The sequence below is a fragment of the Leisingera sp. UBA4491 genome, from assembly GCF_002388965.1.
GTDB lineage: Bacteria > Pseudomonadota > Alphaproteobacteria > Rhodobacterales > Rhodobacteraceae > Leisingera > Leisingera aquaemixtae.
The window spans coordinates 1-17,230 of record NZ_DGNN01000026.1 but is presented as its reverse complement, the minus strand read 5'-3'; the positions used below and the strand labels follow the sequence as shown (position 1 = coordinate 17,230).

The 17,230-nt window shown below is 67.7% G+C and carries 20 protein-coding genes; all 20 read right to left on the bottom strand.

Annotated features, from left to right (window positions below):
• Positions 1-144: 144 nt before the first annotated feature.
• The 20 genes from B2P87_RS13675 to B2P87_RS13580 all read right to left on the bottom strand — a co-directional run bounded on the left by B2P87_RS13675 (position 145) and on the right by B2P87_RS13580 (position 17,079).
• On the bottom strand, positions 145-1,209 hold the full coding sequence (locus tag B2P87_RS13675) for a PLP-dependent cysteine synthase family protein (protein WP_141890426.1): 1,065 nt from the start codon (positions 1,207-1,209) through the stop codon (positions 145-147).
• Between the two features lie 301 nt (positions 1,210-1,510).
• The gene (gene cysE / locus B2P87_RS13670) at positions 1,511-2,323 is read right to left on the bottom strand and encodes a serine O-acetyltransferase (protein ID WP_058287027.1); all 813 of its coding nucleotides are present in this window, start codon (positions 2,321-2,323) and stop codon (positions 1,511-1,513) included.
• Positions 2,324-2,477: 154 nt separating this feature from the next.
• The gene (locus B2P87_RS13665; protein ID WP_141890427.1) at positions 2,478-2,786 is read right to left on the bottom strand and encodes a hypothetical protein; all 309 of its coding nucleotides are present in this window, start codon (positions 2,784-2,786) and stop codon (positions 2,478-2,480) included.
• A complete protein-coding gene (locus B2P87_RS13660; RefSeq protein WP_141890428.1) occupies positions 2,783-6,697 on the bottom strand; it encodes a baseplate multidomain protein megatron in 3,915 nt (1,304 codons plus the stop codon). Before B2P87_RS13660 ends, B2P87_RS13665 begins: the two co-directional genes overlap by 4 nt.
• A complete protein-coding gene (locus tag B2P87_RS13655) occupies positions 6,697-7,236 on the bottom strand; it encodes an NlpC/P60 family protein (RefSeq protein ID WP_058287030.1) in 540 nt (179 codons plus the stop codon). The genes B2P87_RS13660 and B2P87_RS13655 overlap by 1 nt, the downstream gene beginning before the upstream one ends.
• Positions 7,233-8,120: a DUF2163 domain-containing protein gene (locus tag B2P87_RS13650; protein WP_141890429.1), complete on the bottom strand. Its 888-nt coding sequence runs from the start codon at positions 8,118-8,120 to the stop codon at positions 7,233-7,235. The genes B2P87_RS13655 and B2P87_RS13650 overlap by 4 nt, the downstream gene beginning before the upstream one ends.
• Positions 8,117-8,749 carry a DUF2460 domain-containing protein gene (locus B2P87_RS13645; RefSeq protein ID WP_141890430.1) on the bottom strand — a complete coding sequence of 211 codons (633 nt, stop codon included), beginning with the start codon at positions 8,747-8,749 and terminating at the stop codon, positions 8,117-8,119. Before B2P87_RS13645 ends, B2P87_RS13650 begins: the two co-directional genes overlap by 4 nt.
• A gap of 17 nt (positions 8,750-8,766) precedes the next feature.
• Complete coding sequence (locus B2P87_RS13640) at positions 8,767-9,426, bottom strand: phage tail tape measure protein (RefSeq protein WP_141890431.1); 660 nt, start codon at positions 9,424-9,426, stop codon at positions 8,767-8,769.
• Positions 9,419-9,634, bottom strand: a complete 216-nt coding sequence (locus B2P87_RS13635) for a rcc01693 family protein (RefSeq protein WP_141890432.1) — start codon at positions 9,632-9,634, stop codon at positions 9,419-9,421. The genes B2P87_RS13640 and B2P87_RS13635 overlap by 8 nt, the downstream gene beginning before the upstream one ends.
• The gene (locus tag B2P87_RS13630; protein WP_141890433.1) at positions 9,631-9,951 is read right to left on the bottom strand and encodes a gene transfer agent family protein; all 321 of its coding nucleotides are present in this window, start codon (positions 9,949-9,951) and stop codon (positions 9,631-9,633) included. Before B2P87_RS13630 ends, B2P87_RS13635 begins: the two co-directional genes overlap by 4 nt.
• Before the next feature lie 3 nt (positions 9,952-9,954).
• Positions 9,955-10,368: a phage major tail protein, TP901-1 family gene (locus tag B2P87_RS13625; protein WP_141890434.1), complete on the bottom strand. Its 414-nt coding sequence runs from the start codon at positions 10,366-10,368 to the stop codon at positions 9,955-9,957.
• Positions 10,369-10,414: 46 nt separating this feature from the next.
• Positions 10,415-10,822 (bottom strand): DUF3168 domain-containing protein, encoded by a 408-nt coding sequence (locus B2P87_RS13620; RefSeq protein WP_141890435.1) that lies wholly within the window; start codon positions 10,820-10,822, stop codon positions 10,415-10,417.
• Positions 10,819-11,151 (bottom strand): head-tail adaptor protein, encoded by a 333-nt coding sequence (locus B2P87_RS13615; RefSeq protein WP_141890436.1) that lies wholly within the window; start codon positions 11,149-11,151, stop codon positions 10,819-10,821. The genes B2P87_RS13620 and B2P87_RS13615 overlap by 4 nt, the downstream gene beginning before the upstream one ends.
• The gene (locus tag B2P87_RS13610; RefSeq protein WP_141890437.1) at positions 11,148-11,747 is read right to left on the bottom strand and encodes a head-tail connector protein; all 600 of its coding nucleotides are present in this window, start codon (positions 11,745-11,747) and stop codon (positions 11,148-11,150) included. Before B2P87_RS13610 ends, B2P87_RS13615 begins: the two co-directional genes overlap by 4 nt.
• A gap of 182 nt (positions 11,748-11,929) precedes the next feature.
• Entirely contained in the window at positions 11,930-13,111 is a 1,182-nt protein-coding gene (locus B2P87_RS13605; protein ID WP_141890438.1) for a phage major capsid protein, read from the bottom strand.
• On the bottom strand, positions 13,108-13,677 hold the full coding sequence (locus B2P87_RS13600; RefSeq protein ID WP_244940812.1) for an HK97 family phage prohead protease: 570 nt from the start codon (positions 13,675-13,677) through the stop codon (positions 13,108-13,110). Before B2P87_RS13600 ends, B2P87_RS13605 begins: the two co-directional genes overlap by 4 nt.
• A 26-nt stretch (positions 13,678-13,703) precedes the next feature.
• Positions 13,704-13,928: a GTA head formation protein, RCAP_rcc01685 family gene (locus tag B2P87_RS13595; protein ID WP_024090123.1), complete on the bottom strand. Its 225-nt coding sequence runs from the start codon at positions 13,926-13,928 to the stop codon at positions 13,704-13,706.
• On the bottom strand, positions 13,921-15,135 hold the full coding sequence (locus B2P87_RS13590; RefSeq protein ID WP_141890440.1) for a phage portal protein: 1,215 nt from the start codon (positions 15,133-15,135) through the stop codon (positions 13,921-13,923). Before B2P87_RS13590 ends, B2P87_RS13595 begins: the two co-directional genes overlap by 8 nt.
• Positions 15,136-15,431: 296 nt before the next feature.
• The gene (locus B2P87_RS13585; protein WP_141890441.1) at positions 15,432-16,718 is read right to left on the bottom strand and encodes a DNA-packaging protein; all 1,287 of its coding nucleotides are present in this window, start codon (positions 16,716-16,718) and stop codon (positions 15,432-15,434) included.
• On the bottom strand, positions 16,711-17,079 hold the full coding sequence (locus B2P87_RS13580; protein ID WP_141890442.1) for a hypothetical protein: 369 nt from the start codon (positions 17,077-17,079) through the stop codon (positions 16,711-16,713). Before B2P87_RS13580 ends, B2P87_RS13585 begins: the two co-directional genes overlap by 8 nt.
• Positions 17,080-17,230 lie beyond the last annotated feature (151 nt).

The window sequence follows — 17,230 nt, the reverse complement described above, 5'->3', positions numbered from 1 at the left end:
GTGGACATTGAGACAGGCGGGCTACACGTCCCCCAAGAACCATCGAAACTTAGAAAGGGAACGCCCCCGCCCCCTTTCATCTTTCCCCAAATACTCACCTGCGCAACCGCCGCCGCCAGCACCACGCCAGCGGCGGCGCGCAGATCAGTACTGATACCCGGGGGTCGAGGCCGACAGCGCCTGCTCCGCCTCATCCATCTCCGCAGCAATTCCGTCAAACAGCGGCGTCGAGAGATAGCGCTCGCCGGTATCCGGCAGCATCGCCAGAAGGACTGCCCCCTCCGGCGCCCGCACCGCCACCTTGACCGCCGCCGCCAGGCTGCCGCCGCCTGAAATCCCGGTCAGAATGCCCTCTTCCGCCGCCAGCCGCTTCGACCAGGCAATGCTCTCCTCACCGCTCACAGGCTCCAGCGCATCGAAATAGCCCTCGTCCAGCGCCTCCTGCAGCACCAGCGGGATGAAATCCGGGGTCCAGCCCTGGATTGGATGCGGGTTGAAGGCCGGATGGGTCGCCGCAGGCTCGCCCTCATCGTTACGCGCCTGCGCCTCACCGGACTGCACCAGCGCCGCGTTGGACGGCTCGCTCAGGGTGATCTTCAGATCGGGCCGCGCGCCCTTCAGCACCCGCCCGAGACCCGCAACCGTGCCGCCGGTGCCATAGCCCAGCACCACGTGATCCAGCCGCTCGCCCGCGAAATCCCCCAGGATCTCCCGCGCGGTGGTGCTCTCATGAATGTCGGCGTTGTCCTTGGTCTCGAACTGATGCGCCAGGAACCAGCCGTTGGCCTCCGCCAGCTCCTTGGCCTTCACCACCATGCCCACCGCCTTGTCCTCCTTGCGGGTCAGCACCACCTTGGCACCCAGCATCCGCATCAGCCGCCGCCGCTCGACGGAGAACCCGTCGTGCATGGTGATCACCAGCGGATACCCCTTGGCGGCACAGACCATGGCGAGGCCGATGCCGGTGTTGCCGCTGGTCGCCTCCACCACTGTCTGGCCGGGCTTCAGCCGCCCCTCCCGCTCCGCCGCCTCGATGATGTTCAGCGCCAGCCGGTCCTTCACCGACCCCGCCGGGTTGAACGCCTCGAATTTCACGTAGATGGTCACATGATCCGGCGCGATGCGGTTCAGCCGGATCGCGGGCGTGTTCCCCACCGTCTCCAGGATCGAGCCATAGAGCCGCCCGCGGCCTTCGGTCGTGTAAATCATGGTCTGTCCCCCAAATAGAAACTGCAGAAAAGAAGCTGTTGCCCCGGACTATGCGCCCCGGCGCAACCGGGTTCAAGCCAGCCCGCCGAGGTTGCCGTCAAATAAGACCGCCCTCCGCCCGTCGCGCCGGTTTGCGGAACCGCAGGCTGCCCCGCCCCCGGGCAAAGGATCAACAGCCTCCCGCAACCCTCTATACAGAAACATTATTTCCTGCCGGAGAAGGCAGTAAAAAAGGGCGCATTCCGCGCCCCTTTCATCTTCCAAAAATACTCAAATTGCGGCGCGGCCTGCGGCGCTCCCCTCAGTCGGAACCGTTCGGAAACCGCTGGTCCATGCTGACCGAGGGCTGGTCGCAGCCCGCCTCGCCGACGATGCGCGCCGGAATGCCCGCCACGGTCTTGCACGGCGGCACCTCCGACAGCACCACCGACCCGGCAGCAATGCGGCTGCAATGGCCGACCTTAATGTTGCCCAGCACCTTGGCGCCGGCGCCGATCAGCACCCCGTCGCCGATCTTCGGATGCCGGTCCTCTTCCTCCTTGCCGGTGCCGCCCAGCGTCACCGAATGCAGCATCGACACATTGTCGCCCACCACCGCGGTCTCGCCGATGACGATGGAATGGGCATGGTCGATCATGATCCCCTTGCCGATCACCGCCGCCGGATGGATATCGACGCCGAAGATCTCGGAAATCCGCATCTGGAAGAAATACGCCAGATCCCAGTCGCCCTGCTGCCACAGCCAATGGCCGATCCGGTAGGCCTGCACCGCCTGATACCCCTTGAAATAGAGGATCGGCTGCAGCAACCGGTGGCAGGCCGGATCGCGCTCATAAACCGCCATCAGGTCGGCGCGCGAGGCTTCCACGATGCCGGGGTCGGCCTCATAGGCGGCATCGACGATCTCCCGCAGGATGGTCATCGACATCTCGTTCGAGCACAGCTTGGCGGAAATCCGGTAGGACAGCGCCTTCTGCAGCGATTTATGGTGCAGGATACAGGCATGGATCAGCCCGCCCATCAGCGGCTGCGAGTCGACAGCGTCCTGGGCTTCCTTGGTGATCCGGTCCCAGACGGGATCCAGCGAGGCGACGGCGTGCTGCGTTTTGAACATGGCGATGCATCCTTTCTCCGCTCAAGATAGCCATCTAAGGGCTTTTTCGGCAAACGCAAACCCGTGATGGGGTACATTTTCGTTATCGATGGAACGCCGCCGCAGGCAGGCGGCGCCACGCCCAACGGCTGGCCGGGCAGGTTTCCTGCCGGGTTCAGCGGGCGGGAGGCTCCCCTTCCGCGTCTAGCACCCCCGCCAGTTCCCGCAGCACCAGCCGGGTGCAGCTGAGATACGCCGCGTCATCCAGAAACGGTTCCTCTGCCAGCGCGAACCGCCGGGCCGCCGCATTCAGCGAGCCGTCGCCCCAGCGCGGATGCAGGCGCCTGAGCATCCGGCAATGCGCCGCCGCCTCTGCCGCGCCGCCGAAAATGCGGCGGCACAGGCGCAGGCGGCCGCTCTCCGGCACCGCCAGCAGCGCCCGCGCCACCGCAGAGACATCGCCGGGCAGCACCGGGCGGATCATTCCAGAACGGCCCGCACCGCGGGCCCGGCGCCATACCGCGCCGACCGCTGCGCCACCTCCAGCACATCGCCCGCCTGCACCCCGTCCGCCGCCTGCGCCGCTGCCGGATAGGCCCAGCCCGGCGCGGCCACCGTCTCCTCCCGCAGCACCGCGGTCCCGCGCATCACCCGGATGCGGTAGGATTCCGTCTCTTCGCCCAGCGGCACCTCGTCCAGCTCCCAGCTGTCGCCCTCGATCCGGGTGCGGCGCACCCAGACGGCGGCAATGTCTTCGCCCAGCGCGCCGCTCAGCCGCAGATGCACCGGCGCATAAGGCCGCAGGCCAATGCCCTCAAAGCTCTCCTGCCGGTGCACATATGACGGATCCTCCAGCGCCCGGCGCGCAGGCCCGATCCGGTAATGCCGCACCCGGCGGCGCTGTTCCGGCGCCAGCTCCAGCTGCACCGGCGTGCCGTCCAGCAGCACGACGTAAGACCCGGCAGGCCAGACCTCCGGCATCACGGCATCGGTCCCCTGCTGGCCGCGCAAGCGCCCGCGCAGCAGGTAGGTCTGCGGCGCAATCAGCTCTGCCGCGCGGAACTGGAACAGTTCCCAGCTGCCGGGCGTGCCATCGCCGATGGCGGCCGCATTGGCGCCGTTCAGCACCGCCTCAACGGTGCGGCTTTCCAGCGAACCGGAGATCAGCTTCACCTGCAGATCCGCCCCCAGATCCCAGCGCCCGGCGCCTGCGGCCAACAGCGGTGTCTCCGTGACCCCGATCACCTGCCGCGCCGCAATCACCTGCTCCAGCGCGTAATTTTCATCCGCCTCCGAGCCATAGACCGCCACACTGCCGGGCCAGGCCCGCGCCGTCAGCGCCAGATGCGGCGCGTGCGGCACCTCATCGCCGCGCATCAACGGCAGGTCCAGGAACAGGGGCAGCACCGGCCCCGGCGCTGCAAAGGCGTTGACCCCCGGCAACTCCTCCGCCACCGCGGCCAGGTCATAGGTACCGGGCTCGATCCGCACCGCCTCCGCCAGCTGCGCCTCAGCCTGCTCCAGCCGGTCGATGCGGTAGAGCTGTTCACCCCCCTCCAGCGGCAGCGAGACCACATCCCCCGCGCCCAGATGCAGCATCGAGGGCGGCAGCTGGAACCGCAGCGTATCGCGCGAGATCCGCGCCTCGGCCAGCCAGCGCCCGGCCACCTGGCGCGCCTCGGCCCCGGTCAGCGCCAGCGGCAGCTCGGTCTGGCTGACGGAATGGGTGGCCTCATCGGGCAAGACCGCCTCCACCGACCCGGCGGCATGGTCGCCGCCCCATTCGGTAAACCGCAGCCGCACCCGCCCCGCCAGCTCCGCTTCACTGGCGCGGGAGAGCTCCAGCGTGCCCTCCAGCTCGCCGCTTTCGGCCAGATGCTCCAGCGCCAGCGCCTCGGCCCCGCTGCCGCTGCGCATCCGGAACTGCAGCGTCCCGCCGCGCTCCACCGCGTCGAACCCGAAGCGCAGCATCAAGGGCTGCAGCACCGCGCGCGCATCGCTCACATCCGGGTTCACATAGCCATGCACCACGCCGTAAAGCCGCGAGACGTCAAAATCCTCCAGCCCCGCGCAGCGGCACACCTCCGCCACCACCGAGGCCAGCGTGCGCTGCCCGGCCCGCCCGTTCAGCCAATGGCCGCGCAGGTAGTTTTCGCCGTCGGTCCAGATGTCCGCCCGGCTGGGAAAGGCCGGAAACGGCCGCGCGTCCCAGGCCCAGACATAGGCGTTGGACATATCCAGCATGCGATCGCCGTATTCCTCGGAAACCGGATTGTTGGCGTCCTCGCCCCAATAGCCAAGGATCGCGCGCAGGTAGTGGATCTGCATCAGATCGTCGCGCAACCCGTTGGAATATTTAGGCAGTTTGGATTCAGAGCTTTTCGGATCCAGGAACTTGTTCGGCTGGTTGGTGCCCTTGTCGATGGCGGCGCAGCCCAGTTCGGTGAACCAGATGGGTTTGCTCTGCGGCACCCAGGCGGTGGGCGCGGCCTGGCGCACCCCTCCGACCCGCTCGTGATGCTCCTGCATCCACCAGTTGCGGATATCCTTGTAGCGCCAGATCCAAGGTTCATCATGCGCGCCGTCAGTGATCGGCGTGCGGATCTGCGCCGCTGCAGCCTCGGGCGAGTGGTAATACCAGTCAAACCCCTCGCCGCCCTCCACATTGCTGCGCAGGTAGCCGAGGTCATAGACCGCGGGCACGCCGGAGCGCGCGTCCAGGTGATCCTCGCCTTCGCGCCAGTCGCTGAGCGGCATGTAGTTGTCGATGCCGATGAAGTCGATGGTGTCATCCGCCCACAGCGGGTCGAGATGGAAATACCGGTCGCCCTCCGGCGACTGATAGCCCCAGTATTCCGACCAGTCGGCGGCATAGCCGATTTTGGTCTCCGCCCCCAGCAGCAGCCGCACCTCTGCCGCCAGGGCGCGCAGGGCTGCCACCGCCGGAAAGCCCGCGGCACCGCGGATCTGCGTCAGCGCCCGCATTTCGGAGCTGATGCAAAAGGCTTCCACCCCGCCCGCCGCTGCGCACAGCGCGGCATTGTGCAGGATGAAGCGGCTGAGGCTCCATTCCTGCGGCCCGTTGTAGGCAACCGTGCCGTCCCCCACGGTGAAATCCGCCGCCGTGACGGTGCCAAAGAACGCCGCCACTTCAGCCTCCGCCGCCGCGGTGCCATCGGGCGAGCCGGGCTGCCCCGGCGCGGCGGACAGTGTGATCCGCCCCCGCCACGGCAGATGCGGCTGGCTGGCGCCGCCGGTCCAGGGATCGGGCAATTCGTTGCCCTCGGCCTGGTCCATCAGGATGAAGGGGTAAAACATCACCCTGAGGCCCCGATCCTGCAGCTCCCGGATCGCCTCGATCACCGAGGCGTCGGCGGGGGTGCCGCCATACACCGGCTTGCCCTCCTGCGTCAGCACCTGCGCCGCCGTCCCGCGGGTCAGGCCGCTGACGCTCCAGGGCAGACTGCCCTCAGCCTCCTTATGCTCCACCTTGGGTGTCAGGGTGCAGCTGCCGCAGCGCAGGTCATCGCCGAACCACGACACGATCAGCGAGGCCGCGCCGCAGGACGGCAGCTCCGCCTCCAGCGCGGTCAGCGAGGTCTTGAGGTCGCTCATCCCCGAGGGCGTATGCTCATTGGCCGCCTTCGCATCGCCCGGCCCGCCGGAATACTGCACCGTCTCGGCGGCCAGCGCGTATTCGCCGGTGCCCGGCATCAGCGCCACGCCTTGCACCAGCTGGCCCAGATCCTGCGCATAGGTGCCGCTGTCCACCTGCTCCGGCCGCAGCACATCAAAGGAAAACTGCGGCACCCGGTTGCCGAAGCGCGACAGCTCCAGGTTCTCGAACACCACATAGGCCGTACCGCGGTAGGCAGGCACCTGGCCCGCGCCCTCGACCGCCTCCATCACCGGGTCGGGCAGCTGGTCTTTTGTGCCCCGGTAGACGGTCATGTTCAGATCCTTGGGCGCCACCTCCTCCCCATCGGCCCAGATGCGGGAGACATGGGCGATTTCCCCCTCGCAGAGCGCAATCGCCAGCGACACCGAATAGCTGTAGCTGGTGACCTGCGGCTGGCTGGGCCGGCCCTTGCCGCCGCCGCCGCTGGTGGTGGAGGTTTCCAGGAACCGCGAGGACCAGATCACCTGCCCGCCCAGCCGCATCCGGCCATAGACCTGCGCGACAGGGCTGCCCTCGCTGGACTGGGTCAGGCGGAAGCGGTCGACCTTGCCGGTCTCCACCGGGGCCGAGCCTGAGCCCAGCAGGCGTTCGTCGATCATGCGGCCCAGTGTGGCGCCCACCGCCCGGCCGACCACCGCGGACGAGAGGCCCGCGACAGTGCCGCCGATTGCGCCGCCAACCGCCGCGCCTGCGGCAGAGAGAAGAATGGTTGCCATCAGTTCAGCTCCTTCGGGAAGTGAAACCGCGCCACGATGCGGCGCTGCCAGGGCGGGCTCAGCGGGCTTTCGACAACCCCGTGGCCGGCGTATGCGTGGATGAAGGCGGGGCCTGAATTGACAACTTCCGCCTGGCCGATAGGCCGGGCAGTGCCCGTCCGCCCCCCCGGGCGGGCACTTCGTTTCCGCCCGCGGCCAGGCATTGCCCTCGTCTCATTGCTGCCAGCCTGAGACTGCACCCCCAGATGCTTGGCCACCGATCCTTCGCGCATGCGGAACAGGATCACGTCGCCGGGGGCAGCGTCTCGCAACGGCTTTGCCGTCAGATGCCGCGCCGCCGCCTGCCACAGCGCCTCGGTGCCCTGCGGCTCGGACCAGTCCATCGTGTAGGCGGGCGGAAGCTCCGGCTCGGCCCCGCACAGCTCGCGCCACAGGCCCCGGATCAGGCCCAGGCAATCGCAGCCCGCCCCCTTGCAGGAGGCCTGATGTACATAGGGCGTGCCGATCCAGCCGCGGGCAGCCTGCACCACCCGGCTCATCGCCTGCTGCCCCCGGTGTTCACGCCCGACTGGCGCGGCACCGCCATCACCCAGTCCTCCCCCGGAATGTCGGGGAAACCCTGAAAGTTCAGCAGGTTGTTGAACTTCAGGCGGCAGCTCTCCAGCCGCTTGTCGCAGCCCGCCTCCAGCCGGACCGTATCACCAGGCTGCACCGCAGCGCGGATGGGTTCCCACAGGCCGATTTTCCGGCCGTCAGCCGTGGACTGGTCGGCCTTGACCGCCGCCCACAGCCCCTCAGCCGTGCCGCTGAGGACCGTCAGCCGCCCGCCGGTGAACCAGTCCGGCTCAAACCCCGGCAAAGCGTCCCAGCGGAACACCTCGTTGCGCTCCACCTCTGCGGCGGCCAGCTCCGCGGCATAGCCGGGCGTCCCGAGGTCAAACCCGCAGGCGGCATCGCCCAGCACCGCGGTGCAGGGTTTCTGATAGATCCGCCCCAGCGGCTGATTCAGCGCCTCCGTCAGCCCGCGCAGTTCCGCCTGAAAGGCGCCGCCGGCCCGGCGGATCTCGCCAATCGAGCTGCGGAACTGCAGCCAGCGCATCGAGACATCCTGCCAGTTCACCAGCCAGCAGCGCACCTCGGCGCCGTCGAAGCGGCCCGCCTCGATGTCCGCCTCGCGCACTGCGGCATCGCTCAGCACCCCCAGCGCCTCGGTGTTGTCGACCGACAGGCCGGTGGCCTGGCTCACCGCCCGCGCCGTCAGGCCGCTGCCGGGCTGAAACGCCAGCCCGTCAAAGCGCAGCACGCAGTCATGGTCGGTAAAGCCCAGCACCGCACCGTCGCGCCGCGCCAGCGCCCAGCAGCGGCACAGGGTGGTGATGCCGGACTGCACATGGGCCCGGAAGACTTCGGACAGCCCGCTCATACCCGCACCTCCACCACCGGCACCGCCGGCGCCTCGCCCGCCTGGAACGAGGCGACGCTGGTCTGGATGCTGCCGGTGTCGAACCGCACCGGCACGTCGAACTCGAACCCCGCCCGGATGCTCAGGCCCTTCTCCGGCGGATGCGCCAGGGTGATCAGGCCGGTGGCGGTGTCCAGCTCGTAATCGACGCTCTCGCGCAGCTCGTCCTGGCCGATCCCGACCCGCACCGTGCCCGCCACCGGTTTGGCAATCGGGCGCTGGTAGGTGAAGGCGCCGGAGCGGTAGGTCTTGGCCAGCTGAAAGGTCACCGTGGCGCCGTCGCCGGTCGCAACCACCTGATCGTCAAAGGCAACGTCCGCGCTGGCACTGGCGGATTTGTAATCGCTCCAGTCTTTCCAGCGGAAGCCGTAGAGCTGGCCCTGGCGGGCCTCGAAAAAGGCGATCAGCGTCTCGATATCCTCCAGCGCGCGCAGGCCCAGCCCCGCGTCATAGCGGCGGCGGGAGTGCGCCCAGGGGGTGTTGCGCTCCTCGAACCCGTTGGCCAGCGTCACCACATCGGTGCGCCGCTCCGGGCCGCCGACGGAGCCGAAGCTGAGCGAGGCGGGAAAGCGGACTTCGTGGAAATTCATTGTGTTACCCTCCATCCTTAACGGTTGCGTCCGCCGCGGCTGAGCGCGCGCGACAGCTGCGCGGCGATCTGGCTGCGGCTGCGTTCAAAGCCTTTGACGTCCGGGGTGGTCACATTCATCACCACGCTGACCGAACCGCCGCCCTGGCTGCGCACGCCCAGCGAGCCGTCAGCGCCGCGGGTGAGCGGCAGGATCGCCTCCGGCCCGGCCTCGCCCATCAGCCCGGTGGCGCCGCGCATCGGGAATGCTGTGGGGCTGGTGACAACACCGCCCTTGGCAAAGGGCATCACCTTGCCCTGGCTGAAGGCCGCACCATTGGCGAAGGGCAGAATGTTTCCGATCAGGGAGGTCAGCCCCTCGGTCATCATGCCGCTGAGATGATTGGTCACCGGCTTCATCGCCGCGTTGTAGGTAGTTCGGATCATTGAGCGCGCGAGGGTGTCCATCGCCTCCGACAGGCTGTCGCCGTCAAAGGCCAGCCCCTCAAAAGCGCGCCGTAAGCCCTTGGAAAGACTTCGGTCCAGGATCTGCGCATCGCGCCCGGTTTCGGAGAACCCCTCCTTGACCCGCCCCAGCACTTCTGCAAAGGCCGCGGCCATTCCAGAGGCACCGTCCAGCGCTTCGCCCAAAGCTTCGCCCTGCAGTTCCAGTTCCGCCATCGACGATGAGTCAGTCATCTTTTGTCTCCTTGTTTGCCGGGCTGGGCGCGTCCGGGAAATCGTGCATCAAGGCCGCCAGCCGGTGGCGGCTGAGCGGCTGCGGTGCCGCAGCCTCGCCCAGCATCAGCCGCAGTTCCGCCGGCGTCAGCTGCCAGAAGTCGCGCGGCAGCAGCTTCAGCCCCGCCATCCCGGCGCGCATCAGCGCGGGCCAGTCCAGTCCGCTCATGGCTCTTCCGGCACGGCAAAGCTGCGCACCAACAGCTCCGCCGCCACCCGCGCCGCCTGCATCGGGCCGCCGGTGATGGTGGCGGCAGCGAGGTCTTCGCGGCTGAGATCATGGCCGCCGCCCTGCAGGCCGGCCGCCAGGAGCGCCAGCACATCGCGGGCAGAAAACCGGCCCTGTTCGAACCGCTGCACCAGATCGACCAGCGTGCCTTCCTCCAGCGCGGCCTCCAGCCCCGCCAGCGCGCCCAGCGTCAGCTTCAGCACGTAAGGGTTTCCATTCACGAGCAATTCCGCCTCGCCAGCGTGGGGGTTCATCATCGCTTAGACCGCCGAGAAGCTGAGCTGGCCGGCGCTGGCGAGCGACAGCTCATAAGTCGCCTCGCCGTTGTGGCTGCCCGCGTATTCAAGTGCTGTGACCTGGAACGGCCCCTGCACGATGCCGAAATCGGGGATGATCACCTGGAACTCCGGCGTGAGGCCTTCGAAGAACAGCTGCCGGGCGCGCTCATCCGTTGCCTCGTCCCGGAAGATGCCGGAGCCGGAGATGCTGGCGGAGCGCACACCGGCGCCTGCCAGCAATTCGCGCCAGCCGCCCTGGCTTTCGAGGCTGGTCACATCTACGCTTTCGGCGTTGAAGCTGATACGGGTGGCGCGCAGGCCGGCGATGGTTTCAAACAGGTCAGCGCCGTTCATGTCCACTTTGACCAACAGGTCCTTGCCGTTTTGAACTGTCATGGGGGTTCTCCATGTATTTCAATTGGTTTCATCAGGTTTCTGAGGTTCAGACGTCATCCACCCGCGCCCTGAAGCGCAGGGTGATCTGCCTGCCGCCGGTGGTCAGCCGCTCGGCCTTGGCGCGGTCGAACCAGAGGCCGGTCAGCTGGCCGCGCGGCAGCGGCACGGAGGCGCCGACCAGCGCGTCGCAGACGGCTGCGGCGGCAGCCTTGGCGCCGGCAAACCCGGCAGTGTCAGTGGTGACGGTGACGAAGAACCGGTGCTCCGCCCCGCCTGCGGTCTTGTCGGAGCGGTCCAGCACCTCCTCCGATCCCAGCGCCACATAGGTCTGCGGCAAGGGGCCTGCGGGGATCGCGTCATAGATCGCATTGCCGACCAGCGCGGAGAGGCCCGCGTCGCCGGTCAGGTGGGTGTAGACGGCGGATTGCAGCCCGCCTGCGATGGCATAGGTCATCCGCTCACCTCCTCAACCGCGAAACAGGTGAGGTAGCGGGCGTCCGGGGCGCTTTCTGCAACCGCATCAATGCGGTAGAGGCGTTCATTGTCGCGGAAGCGCTGGTCCGGGCGCGGACGGGATGCAAAACCCTCCGGCGATGCGCGCAGGGTGATCCGGTATTTCTGCAAAGATACGCTGTCACCGGCCAGGCGGCCCGAGAGGGATTTCACCTCGGCCCAGAGGGTGCCAAGCGCAACCCAAGTCTCGGTGTATCCGCCGGCGCCGTCGGGGGCGCGCTGGGGGTCTTCCAGCACCAGCTTGCGGGTGAGGTTCGGGGGCTGTTTCATGCCAATCCTCCCAATGTCAGCCGCAGGCTGCGGTAGCGTTCGATTAGGCTGGTGACGCCGAAGGGCATGCAGCCGCCATGCAGGCCGGTGTCGGCCCGGTATTCGTAATAATGCGCCGCCAAGAGCATCACCGCCTGGCCCAAATCGGCAGGCAAGCCGCCCCAGTCCGCGGCCATGCCGGCCTGCAGGGTGATCCGCGCCAGACCGCCGGCCGGGATGGCGGGCAGCAGGCTGCCGGCCGGGCACAAACGCAGGCGCTGGCTGTCACGCTCCAGCTGGTAAGCGGAAGGGTTCAGAACCGTCTCAGCTCCTGCGGCGTCACGGATCATCACCTCTGTCACCGCCCGCACCGGGGCGATCGGCAGCACCATCCGGGCGCGGTCGCGCCAGTGGCGGATCTCCAGCTCAAAATCCCGGGTAATCAGTGCCTTGCCGGTCCTTCCTTCCACCGCGGCCAGGGCGGCGCGCAGGAAGCCAAACAGCACCTCGTCCTGCAGGCTGTCCTCGCCAAAGCCGGTGCCCAGACGCAGATGCGCCTTGAAGGGGGCCAGCGGCAGGGCGGCCTCGGGCACGGGGGTCACTTCGCTCAGCATCATCATCTCACTCCTGCGGGCCTCCCCCTGAGCCGGCCCTGATCTGCTGTCCGTTTTTGAAGGTTCGGCCGGCACGCACCGTTCCCTGCCGCTCGGACGGAGGGGGAGCAGCTAGACGGCAAGGAAATATGGGGTGCGTGCCAGCCGGCGGACCGGGCTGCCGGTCCGCCATCAGCGCTGAGCGGTTAGCTCAGGCCGAATTTCATCAGCTTGATCGCGGCAAAGTCGCTGACATCGCCGCCGACGCGCTTGGTCGCGTAGAACAGCACATGCGGCTTAGCGCTGAAGGGGTCGCGCAACACGCGCAGGTCCGGGCGCTCGGCAATGGTATAGCCGGCGCGGAAGTCGCCGAAGGCGATAGAGTAGCTGTTGGAGGCCGGGTCTGGCATGTCCTCGGCGATCAGCACCGGGTAGCCCATGAGGCGCGCAGGCTCGCCTGCGGCCAGGCCGTCAGACCACAGGAAGCGGCCATCAGCGTCCTTCAGTTTCCGCAGCATTCCCGCGGTCTTGGAGTTCAGAATGAAGGTGGCATTGGCGCGGTATTCGGCCCCCAGCGCATAGACCAGGTCGATGATCGCGTCGCCATTGCCGACATCGCCGTCGACGCCGGAAACCCTGTAGCCGATCTCGCCCCAGGTCCAGGTGCCGTTTTCGGTCACCGGGTAGTTGAGGAAGCCGGTGGGCTTGTCGATACCGTCGCCGTTGATAAAGGCGTCGGCCTCGGAGCGCGCGAATTTGTCGGCGATGCGGGTGGCCAGCCAGCCCTCGATATCAAAGGCGCTGTCATCGAGCAGCCGCTGCGACGCCTTGGGCAGCGCGCTGAGTTCATGCAGCGGGATGGTGATGCGGTCGATGGAGCCGGTGGAGGTCTCCGCCGCGGGGCCGGTTTCATTGGCCCAGCCGGCCCCCATTTCGCTGTGGTCGATCAGCACGTCATAAGAGGACGCCTCCACATGCACCACGGAGGCCACGGCGCGGATCGAGGCGGAGGCGTTCAGCACCGATTTCACGGTTTCCGACGTCTGCGGATCGACCAGATAGCCGCCATCGCTGGCCACGGCGGTGGACATCGCCTTGCCTTCCAGCTCAAGCCCGCGCAGGCCGTCGTCGTCGCCGCAGCGCAGGTAGGCGTTGAACGCCTTCTGATGCGGCGCGCCCGCGTCCTGGCTGGCTGCCAGATGGGGGCGGTTCTGAGAGATTGTCTTACGGTCCAGCATGTTCACTCGCTCTTCTGCCTGTTTCAGTCTTGATTGCATGTCGTCCTGAAACCCCTTGAATTCATGAAGAAAGCCGGTCACGGCCTGTTTCACTTCATGCGCCAGGGGCGCTGCGTCCCCGGTGTTTGCCGGGAGGTCTTGGTTGCTCATGTCGGGTGTCCTGTTTTGAGGTCGCGGGTGATCTGGCGCAGGCCATCGGCCAGGGCGCGCAGCGCTTCGGCTTCGGCATCTGCGGCGGCGGATTTGGCCGCCACACGGGCGGCGGGCAGCATCGGGAAGGTGACCAGCGACACCTCCCACAGCTCCACCTGGGTCAGGCGGCGGCTGCCGTCCTGGGCCCGGGTGGCCTTCTGGGTGCGGTAGCCGATGGAGAGGCCATCAATCGCGCCCGCCGCGATCAGCGCGGCGGCCTCGGCGCCCTTGGGGGTGGCGGTCAGGATGCGGCCCTTGACGTAAAGCCCACGCTTGTCCTCGCGCACCTCGTCCCAGACGCCGATTGGCTGGTGCGGGTCGTGCTGCCACAGCATCTTGACCGTGCGGCCCTGATCCCGGAGCGCCTTAAGCGATGCCGCATAGGCGCCGCGCTCGACCACGTCGCCGCCTTGATCGGTCTGGCCGAACAGGCTGGCGTAGCCTTCGATTCCGGTGGCGTCCTTCAGCGAGAGATCCTCGCCGAAGCGTGCGAATTTATGTTCCAGCTGGGGAGTTCCCTGCATCATCTGAGCCTCGCAAGTCATTGGTGTTACGGCAATTGCACCGTCAGGAAGGATTGGAAGGCCTGCGCCAGGATCACCGCGGCGACGCCGTAGACGGTGAGCCAGAGGCGTTTCTCCAGCCGCTCCATCATCTGTTCGATCCGGTCGAGGCGGCGGTTCACCGCCTCATGCTGGATCTGGGCCACCCGCTCATGGGCGGACAGGCGCAATCCCGGTGAACAATCAAATGCGTGCATCGGGTGCTCAGTCATCCTGTCCGCCCTCCGTCTGCGGCGCGGCCGGGGCTTCTGTGGGCAACCCCAGCAGCTGCCGCTTTTCCTCATTGCTGAGGAAATCCGCGGAAGTGATACGCCGCCACTGCGCCTCGCGCTCGGCTGCCAGGGCGGGCAGCTGGTCGAGGTCGGGCTTCAAGCATAGCTCTTCGCCGGTCCAGCCCGCCAGCCAGTCGGCCAATGCGGCAGTGGCCTTGGCCACCAGCGGCAGCACGGTCAGCCGGTAGAAGGCGCGGTTGGCCTCCTGGTAGTTGGCGTAAGTTGCGTCGCCGGGGATGCCGAGCAGCATCGGCGGCACCCCGAAGGCCAGCGCGATTTCGCGGGCGGCGGTGTCCTTGGTCTTCTGGAACTCCATGTCCGACGGCGAGAAGCCCATCGGTTTCCAGTCCAGCCCGCCCTCCAGCACCATCGGGCGGCCGGCATTCTGCGCACCCTGAAAGTTTGATTGAATCTCTTCACTTAGATGGCGGAACTGATCGTCGGACATCTGGCCCTGGCCGTCGGAGCCGGTCCAGACCAGCGCGCCTGAGGGGCGGGCCGCGTTGTCCAGCAGCGCCTTCGACCAGCGGGAGGCGGCATTGTGGACGTCAATCGCCATCGCCGCCGATTGCAGAGGGGACAGGCCGTAGTGGTCGTCCTGCGGGTGAAAGCTCTTGATATGGCAGATCGACGGCTGGCCGGGCTCGTTGGCGAAGCGGTGCTTGCGCCCGCCGGCCACATAGTCAAAGCCCGCGGGCCAGCCATCCGGACCGGGCACGACGTTCATCCGGTCGGAGCGCAGCACATGCAGTTCTGCGGGCGTTGCGTCCTCTGCCGCGACCATCTCGATATAGGCGTTGCCGGACAGCAGCAGGTGGCCATAGAGCGCCTCCAGCAGTTCCGCCTGGGTCTGGGCCGGGTTGGGACGCGCCAGCAGCGCCAGCCAGGGGTGGGTGTCATAGCGCTGGCGGCTGTCCTGCAGCACCAGCGGCACGGCGGCGGCGGCCTCGGCAATCAGGCGGATCACCCGGTGGGCGACCGGATTGCCGGCAAAGCCGCTGCGGGTCAGGGACACGGTGTCGCGCGGGCTCCAGGCGGTGCGGCCGGAACCGTGCCAGGACACCACGCGGGCGGTTTGGCTGGCCTTCTGCTCCAGGCCGGGCTGTGGGGGTTCGGGCTTGTTGCGCCGCAGCAGGTCAAAGACCATGGTCCGCTCCTCAGGTTGTTCATCTCCGGCGCCGGACCCCTTGGGGCTGGTGCGCCTTTGCTGAGGATCATTAGGGACAGAAAGAGCTGAAGATCCGGCAAGCGGAGCGTACGGCGGGTACGCAACACCCTGCGTCAAGACACTGTAATTATTCACTTATGATGAATTTCACCCGGTGTTGCGAAGTGCTTAGGGCGGCGCCCGGCCCGACGGGGAGGAAGCGAAGCGCCCGCTCCGTGGGGGGCGGGACGGGCGCTGCCCGGCCTGGCGGCCGGGCGGTCAGTTTTGAGAAGAGGCTATAAGACCCGCACCTGCGGCCTCCTAAGGTTTGCAGCGGGCTGGATGATCAGCTCATGCAGCGCCCAGACCAGCGCATCGACCCGGTCGGGCGAGCCGCTGCCGCGGTAGCCCTGCGGGGTCATCTGGCACATCTGGTCCTCCAGCTCTCCAAGCCCCGGCAGGTGGCGCACCCGGCCCTGCTCATAAAGCGCCGCGACGGGTTCCGCGCGGGCAGATTTGCCCTTCTTCGCGTGCAGGGCGCGGAAGGGCACCAGCGGGTCGGCCTGGCGCAGCACGGTTTCGACCAGGGCACCGCCCTGGTTCACCTCTGCCACCACCCGTTCGGCGTCAAACCTGTCGCGGGCGGCGATCACCGCTTGCGCCCAGGCCAGGGGACCGACCCCCTGCACCGTGCAATCGGCCAGCACATAGGCCTGCCAGTCCTGCGGCGGGCCGTGGGTGACGGCCCCCGCCACCACGATGCCGCAGGCGTCGGAGTCCTTGCCCGCGCTGACCGCCGGGTCGACGGCGACCACCACCCGGTCGAGCGGCGGCGCGTCGGCCACCTGCGCCGCGGCCAGCGCTGCGGTGGTCCAGAGCGCGCCCTGGATGTCCGACAGCATCACCCCGTCCAGTTCCTGCCGGCCAAGGCGGGTGCCTGCATAGCGCGCCCGCACCTCCTCCAGAAAGGACGGCGCAAGGTTGGCGCGGTTGGCTTCGGTCGCGGCGTGGGTCTGGACGGTGCTGGGTGAGGCCAAGAGCCGCTTCAGCACCGGCGCGTTGCGCGGCGTGGTGGTGACGCAGACGCGGGGGTCCTGGCCCAGCCGCAGGGCAAACTGCAGCATGTCCCAGCTCTCCTGCCCCTTCTTCCACTTGGCCAGTTCATCCGCCCAGGCGGCGTCGAACTGGGGGCCGCGGAGCGCCTCGGGGTCATGGGCGGAGAACGCCTGCGCCTCGGCCCCGTTGGGCCAGATCAGCTTGCGCTCCGAGGCTTTCCACTTGGGCCGCCGGTCGGGCGGCGCGCAGGCCAGGATGCCGCTGTCGCCATGGATCATCACGTCGCGCACCTGGTCATAGGTTTCCGCCACCAGCGCGATGCGGCGGGCGGTGCCGGGGTCGTGCGGGCGCGCACCTTCGGCCAGCGAGCGGACCCATTCGGCCCCTGCCCTTGTTTTCCCTGCGCCACGGCCGCCCAGGATCACCCAGGCGCGCCAATCCCCCGGCGGCGGGCGCTGGTGGTCCAGCGCCCAGATGTCAAAGAGATGCGGCAGCGCGCAGAGGGTTTTCCGGTCCAGCTCATCCAAGAAGCAGTTCAGCAGCCAGGGCGGCACGCAGGCGAGAAAGTCCGCATTCGACAGCAGCGCGCGCCGCGCCGAGATCGAGTTCGTGCTCTGATTTGAGCATGCGGGCGAATTCGGTGCTTTGTTCTGCAATGACTTTCTCCACTTTCTGGCAATCGCGGATCAGGCCCTCGAGCCTGCTGATCTGCGCCCTTGCGCCGGTGGCCTCATCGCCGCCGGTGGTTTCAAGCTGCTCCCGAAGCTCCTCCGCCGCGTTGCGCAGGCGGTGTATGCTCTCCTGCAGCGAGCGCAGGAGATCGGCGGTGTAATGCACCTGCCGCTGCAGGACGGCGGCGCCGTCCTGGTCGTGTGTGTTGTCTGTCATGGGTTGCTCTGCCTCATGCGTTTCTTGTCCGCACGAGAGAAAGACAGGACGGCCGCCGGTGGAGGGAATCCGGGGCCGTCCATGTTTCTTCCAGCTGCCTTACAACCTATACGCGATATTGCTGGAAAAGTCAATAGTTATGGGGGGGGGG

What these genes read in the sequence shown, in the direction of transcription:
- B2P87_RS13675 (WP_141890426.1), bottom strand. Translation starts at nt 1,209, where the DNA reads ATGATTTACACGACCGAAGGCCGCGGGCGGCTCTATGGCTCGATCCTG.
- cysE (WP_058287027.1), bottom strand. Translation starts at nt 2,323, where the DNA reads ATGTTCAAAACGCAGCACGCCGTCGCCTCGCTGGATCCCGTCTGGGAC.
- B2P87_RS13665 (WP_141890427.1), bottom strand. Translation starts at nt 2,786, where the DNA reads ATGATCCGCCCGGTGCTGCCCGGCGATGTCTCTGCGGTGGCGCGGGCG.
- B2P87_RS13660 (WP_141890428.1), bottom strand. Translation starts at nt 6,697, where the DNA reads ATGGCAACCATTCTTCTCTCTGCCGCAGGCGCGGCGGTTGGCGGCGCA.
- B2P87_RS13655 (WP_058287030.1), bottom strand. Translation starts at nt 7,236, where the DNA reads ATGAGCCGGGTGGTGCAGGCTGCCCGCGGCTGGATCGGCACGCCCTAT.
- B2P87_RS13650 (WP_141890429.1), bottom strand. Translation starts at nt 8,120, where the DNA reads ATGAGCGGGCTGTCCGAAGTCTTCCGGGCCCATGTGCAGTCCGGCATC.
- B2P87_RS13645 (WP_141890430.1), bottom strand. Translation starts at nt 8,749, where the DNA reads ATGAATTTCCACGAAGTCCGCTTTCCCGCCTCGCTCAGCTTCGGCTCC.
- B2P87_RS13640 (WP_141890431.1), bottom strand. Translation starts at nt 9,426, where the DNA reads ATGACTGACTCATCGTCGATGGCGGAACTGGAACTGCAGGGCGAAGCT.
- B2P87_RS13635 (WP_141890432.1), bottom strand. Translation starts at nt 9,634, where the DNA reads ATGAGCGGACTGGACTGGCCCGCGCTGATGCGCGCCGGGATGGCGGGG.
- B2P87_RS13630 (WP_141890433.1), bottom strand. Translation starts at nt 9,951, where the DNA reads ATGATGAACCCCCACGCTGGCGAGGCGGAATTGCTCGTGAATGGAAAC.
- B2P87_RS13625 (WP_141890434.1), bottom strand. Translation starts at nt 10,368, where the DNA reads ATGACAGTTCAAAACGGCAAGGACCTGTTGGTCAAAGTGGACATGAAC.
- B2P87_RS13620 (WP_141890435.1), bottom strand. Translation starts at nt 10,822, where the DNA reads ATGACCTATGCCATCGCAGGCGGGCTGCAATCCGCCGTCTACACCCAC.
- B2P87_RS13615 (WP_141890436.1), bottom strand. Translation starts at nt 11,151, where the DNA reads ATGAAACAGCCCCCGAACCTCACCCGCAAGCTGGTGCTGGAAGACCCC.
- B2P87_RS13610 (WP_141890437.1), bottom strand. Translation starts at nt 11,747, where the DNA reads ATGATGCTGAGCGAAGTGACCCCCGTGCCCGAGGCCGCCCTGCCGCTG.
- B2P87_RS13605 (WP_141890438.1), bottom strand. Translation starts at nt 13,111, where the DNA reads ATGAGCAACCAAGACCTCCCGGCAAACACCGGGGACGCAGCGCCCCTG.
- B2P87_RS13600 (WP_244940812.1), bottom strand. Translation starts at nt 13,677, where the DNA reads ATGCAGGGAACTCCCCAGCTGGAACATAAATTCGCACGCTTCGGCGAG.
- B2P87_RS13595 (WP_024090123.1), bottom strand. Translation starts at nt 13,928, where the DNA reads ATGACTGAGCACCCGATGCACGCATTTGATTGTTCACCGGGATTGCGC.
- B2P87_RS13590 (WP_141890440.1), bottom strand. Translation starts at nt 15,135, where the DNA reads ATGGTCTTTGACCTGCTGCGGCGCAACAAGCCCGAACCCCCACAGCCC.
- B2P87_RS13580 (WP_141890442.1), bottom strand. Translation starts at nt 17,079, where the DNA reads ATGACAGACAACACACACGACCAGGACGGCGCCGCCGTCCTGCAGCGG.